Origin of the sequence: Terriglobus sp. YAF25 (assembly GCF_052113305.1) — a bacterium.
GTDB lineage: Bacteria > Acidobacteriota > Terriglobia > Terriglobales > Acidobacteriaceae > Terriglobus.
This window is the reverse complement of record NZ_JBFRCY010000663.1, coordinates 1-2616: the sequence shown is the minus strand read 5'-3', so window position 1 is coordinate 2616 and position 2616 is coordinate 1. Positions and strand designations below refer to the sequence as shown.

Annotated in this window: 1 protein-coding gene; it reads right to left on the bottom strand. The window is 54.1% G+C overall.

What is annotated here, in order from left to right:
* The coding region (locus AB4043_RS21980; RefSeq protein WP_442308092.1) for a TonB-dependent receptor domain-containing protein at positions 1–2281 on the bottom strand (2281 nt) is incomplete at its 3' end.
* Positions 2282–2616 lie beyond the last annotated feature (335 nt).

Sequence of the window (2616 nt, the reverse complement as noted above, 5' to 3'; positions counted from 1 at the left end):
GTCCAATCCCGCAGAAATCAAGACCTCCGCTGGGGAAAGGGTTCGCCAGCGTGACATTGGTCGCAACGGTTTGCTTTGAGGTATAGGTCGGTACTAGGCGAAGAGGGTACTGTGTTCCTGTATTGAGAAACTGGTTGTAGAGCAGGGGTGCGTTGTAGAAGACGCCAAAACCACCCTTGAGAACAGTGGTCTCATGGCCACGAGGCTGCCATGAAAATCCAACACGCGGGGCGAAGTTATTCCAATCGTAGTTATAGAGGTGGGTAAAACCTCCCACACCTGCCTGACTAAAGCGTCCTGCACTCAGATCGAACCGCGAGACAGTATTATGTGGCGAGTAGACGGGCGCATCAAGCTCCCAGCGTAGCCCCAGATTCAGAGTCAAGGTAGGAGATAGCTTCCAGTCGTCCTGGACAAATAGGTGAGTGCTACGGAAGTTCAGGTAAACAGTTCCTGCGGTTGTTCCGATGCTTGTGCTCAACGGCAAACCAAGCAACAGATCAGCCATGGAGTCGCCGGTGAAACCGCTGACACTCTTGTTGTTTGACTTCAACGTGGCATCGTTGAAGGTCAGAGCACCGCGTCCGGAACTGGTGATTACATTGACGGAATTAGCCCACAGCCAGTCCGCCCCAAACTTGAAGGAGTGGGCGCCATGAATCCAGCTAAGACTGTCGACCAGCTGATAGTGGTTGTCCCACCGGTTTTGTGGGAGGTTGGTCGCGCCACCGATCGTGGAGTATCCGGAAACGGCTGTATTGGGAAGGCCCTGGTTATTGGCATACCCCGCCTGCGTAAAGTAAGGACCTCCCGGAAGTCCAGAATAGGATGAGCCTATCGCGGTACTGTCTTCCTGGACGCGGGGTTGCTGCAGGCGCTGGAACCCGAGTCGCAGATCATTGAATAAATTTGCGGTGACGACGCGGTCATATGTGACATTGACGAGTGTCGAAATCTGGTTCGTGTAGCAGCCGAATTTGGGAACGACGTAAGAAGAACAAAGAGAGTTTGAGGGTTCGAATGCCGGGTCTTTGAAAAAATTCCAGGAGCCGAAGATGTTGTCTTTTTCTGTGAGCTTGTGGTCGATTCTCAACGAGTATTCGTCCATGTTCTCGACACGGGTTTCCTGGAAGTTGTAGTTATTGCTCGGCGCCTTGCCTGCGGCGGTCCCAATCGACGGCGTAGGATAGCCCATTCGGGCGACCAATTGTCCCGCCTGAGCTGCCGCTGAGTTCCAGAGTGTTGGAAGCTGAGTGGAGAGGTTGTATGAGGACAAGCTGCCGCTCGTTCCTGGCAAAGGAGTCAGAGCCTTTCCTGTACTCGGGTCGTAGAGCGTCGATCCGGTTTGAAAGATACCGCTCGTCAGCATATCTGTTGTAGGGACCGTCGCCTGCGCGGTCACTGCCCGCCGAATACGCTGCCCCTCATAGCCGAAGAAAAAGAACGTGCGATCTTTCCAGATGGGACCGCCGGCCGTGGCGCCAAAGGTGTTCTGTTTGAACGATGGCTTCTTGGCTCCGGCAGCCGTAAAGTACGGCTTTGCGTCAGTAATCTCATTCCGGATAAACTCGTATGCCGATCCGTGCAACGCATTCGTTCCAGACTTGGTAATGATTACAGCCTGACCGCCAGACATACGGCCATACTCTGCGGCATAGACTCCGGTCAAAACGCGGAATTCCTGGATGACTTCAACAGAAGGACGGAACGAAGGCTGTGCAACGCCCATGTCGTTGTCGAAGATTCCGTTGAGGGTGAACTGGTTGGAGATTTCCGAGGCCCCAGCGACGTTGATGCCGCCGCGGAAGCCGAGCGTTGAGTTCTGGGCAGGCTGGTAGGTACCTGGCGACAGCAGTGCAAGGGCATAGAACTGCCGGTTGGCAAGCGGAAGTTCGGTGACCTGCTTGTTATCAACGAGGATGCCGTTGGAAGAGGTCTGTGTCTGCAGTAACGGTTCGGCTGCCTCGACGTTGACTGTGTCATTCACTCCGCCGACCGTAAGCGAGACGGGCAATTCATGGGTATCGCCGACATTCAGCTTGATTCCAGTCATGGTTTTCGTCGTAAATCCCGACATCGTTACGGTGACCTCGTAAGCGCCGGGTTGCAGGTTGGTGACGGTGTAAAGACCATTCGCATCCGAAGGCGTTGAGCGCGCGGCGCCCGTGCCCGTGTTTTTTACGGTTATGGTGGCTCCAGCGATCGCGGCACCTTGTGAGTCTTCTACGTGCCCTGTAAGCGTTGCGTTAATGGTCTGCGCCGACGCGGACTGCAGGAACATAACTCCAAACAGCAACAGCAACGACAGGGAGATAGAGATAGACGGGTAGCGTCTACGTCCAAATGACGACATGTAATGCCTCCAGAATGTGTTAAACGTGCAGCAGAGTGGCTGTGGAACGGCTCGTTTTCTGGTTACGGACGACTCGTACGACTACAGGAAAAGCCAGCAGTACTTCGCAGGTACAGAAGTCAAAAACGACGAAAGAGACTATGCCGGGCACGCCGAAAAGAGAAAGGAATGCGGCCAGATGCGCCTCGGCGTTCTTGCAAACAGCTATTTGGACTTTTCTGTGATGTCCTGGATGAACTATCTATAACAAAGGTTCACACAAC